The 2,648-nt window shown below is 40.6% G+C and carries 1 protein-coding gene and 1 pseudogene; both read left to right on the top strand.

Annotation, left to right across the window (positions count from 1 at the left end; genetic code table 11):
* Positions 1–617: pseudogene (locus FTU58_RS11930) on the top strand (IS3-like element ISAba20 family transposase); the annotation flags it as partial.
* Between the two features lie 154 nt (positions 618–771).
* A partial coding sequence (locus tag FTU58_RS11925) for a hypothetical protein (RefSeq protein WP_218948241.1) occupies positions 772–2,648 on the top strand: 1,877 nt, incomplete at its 3' end.

Here is a 2,648-nt window from a genome sequence, read left to right as displayed (position 1 = left end):
TTTGTTTCCTGTATTTGCGTAATGTTAAAAAATACAAATGGAACCACAAACGTGTCTATCGCATTTATAAGGAGCTTGAGCTTAATTTAAGAATCAAGCCTAATAAGCGGATTAAACGAGAACAGCCTGAAACCCTTGCAGTACCGACAGCTAAGAATGAATCATGGTCAATGGACTTTATGTATGATCAACTCAGTGATGGACGTAGTTATCGAGTTCACAACGTGATTGATGACTATAATCGCGAGTCATTGGATATATTGATTGACTTTTCGTTGCCAGCAGAACGTGTGCTGAGAGGACTTGATCAGCTCATTGAATGGCGAGGTAAACCTAAACGCATTAGAACCGACAATGGCCCAGAGTATATAAGTGAGCTGATGGAAAAGTGGTGTGATCAGCATGGTATTGAGCATGTATTTACTCAACCAGGCAATCCACAGCAAAATGCATATGTTGAGCGATTTAATCGTACAGTACGTTATGAGTGTCTAAATCAATATTTATTTCGAGATCTGAGCGAGGTGCAGGACTATACAACTGACTGGCAGTACTTTTATAATCATGAACGACCTCATATGTCAGTAAATGGTTGTCCACCTATTTTTAAACAATAACAAGGCTTTAGATTTTCTACCCATTAATTCAATTAAAAATGGGGGGTATTACTATGATTTTTTTGTGATAGAATTGGCAGAATATAAAGTGTAATATCACTTTCTTTTTAATCTACGAAACTTAAAAAATACGGCATGTATTAAGGGGTTTGCAATGGCAACTAAAATTAGTGTTCTAGCTGTCAATGGAATGGTTTTGCAATTAAGTGCAGCAGGCATAGAAAAAAAAGTTAGTATTAAAAGCAAACTCTCTTCCAGTGAAACTCTTGTCCTAAGCAAGGATAGTAGTGTTATCGTCAAATTACCTGATGGCCGTATAGTTGAAATTAAAGGCAAGGATTTAATTGACCAGGAAGGTGTATTTTCTTTGCAGCAATTTGCTGAGCAGAATACAACATTAACTGATCTTGAGAAACTACAAGAATTTGCTCAACAGTATAAAAACATTGAATTCCATGAATCTAATGACCATATTATTCGATTAGAAGATGGCCGAATCTTTAAAAAGTCGGGTAAGGATTATGTAGAAGTTCAACCTGAGTTGGAGAACATAACTGATAATCAAGGTGGTCATCGTTTTGTTCAGGTGGCAAAACTTGATCAAATTTCAATTGCTGATGGTATTAATCCATTAAGATTGGATCGAGTTGTAGATAATATTCCTCCTTTAAATACGTTATACCCAACAATTGATTATCCAACTACAACCGACTATGCGGTACCTGTAGTAGAGAAACCTGTTACTACGTCTAAGTATCATCCCCAAGCAAGTGTAAATGATGTTTACCAGTATGAAGGTGGTGAATTAATTCATACTGTCACAATTTCAGGACAAGGTAATAACCCTACTAAAGTTATAGTTACTATATCAAACAGTAATACAGATCTGGGCATTGATACAGGCATCATCGAATACAGTACGGATGGTGGTAAAACCTGGACAAGCACGCATATCTCAGAAGGTTCATTTGAGGTTAATGTACCAAAAGGAAACTCTAGCTTTTTAGTCAAAATACCAAGTATTTCAGATAATGTATTTGAAGGACCAGAAAGCTATGAAATTACGGTAACTACCTCTACCCAGGATCAGCCAAGCACAGGTACAGGCACGATTGTAGATGATGGCAGCATCATCCCGGTTGACCCGAGCCAGCCATATGATCCGGAAACCAATCCACAAGATCCAAATAAAGGCACACCGGATGATGACCGTCCTGTTGCGACAGTGGATTCAGTGACAGAATATGAAGGCAATGACCTGATTCATACAGTGACTGTGACTCCAAGTACGACAGATACCACGGTTACTGTGACGGTGACGGGTACTGATGTAGAGCCAGGAAAAGATACAGGCATCATCGAATACAGTACGGATGGTGGTGAAACCTGGACCAGCACCGAGATGACAGAAGGTAGCTTTGATGTCATTGTGCCACCGGGTGGTACAGAAGTACTGGTGAAAGTACCAAGTGAACAGGATCCAACTTTTGAAGGACCTGAAAGCTACGAGATTACGGTAACTACCTCTACCCAGGACAAGCCAAGCACAGGTAAAGGGACAATTGTAGATGATGGCAGCATCATTCCGGTTGACCCGAGCCAGCCATATGATCCGGAAACTAATCCACAAGATCCAAATAAAGGCACAGCGGATGACGACCGACCACAAGCGCGTATAACAGATGCTGCTACGTATGAAGGTGAAAGCCTAACGCATATAGTAACCTTAAGTAACGAGAGCATTACAGATACTGTAGTGACCGTAAACTTAGGCAATGGTAGTGCAACTTTAGGTACCGATACGGATGCCGTGGTGACGGTTGAATTTGCAGATGGTTCAACCCAAGAGTTCACACCTGATGCTTCGGGTAACTTCACTGTGATTGTCCCTGCGGGTGATACAGGCTTTAAAGTGATTGTAAGTAGTACAGACGACACCACACTTGAAGGTGTTGAGAACTACAACATCAGCGTGAAGACGCCAGAACAAGCGACTGCGGACACTGCAACGGGGACCATTGTTGATGATGG

This window comes from Acinetobacter sp. YH12120, from assembly GCF_013418795.1.
In the GTDB taxonomy this organism is placed as follows: domain Bacteria; phylum Pseudomonadota; class Gammaproteobacteria; order Pseudomonadales; family Moraxellaceae; genus Acinetobacter; species Acinetobacter towneri.
The sequence above is the reverse complement of the archived record's forward strand: the minus strand, read 5'-3'. Positions and strand labels throughout refer to the sequence as shown.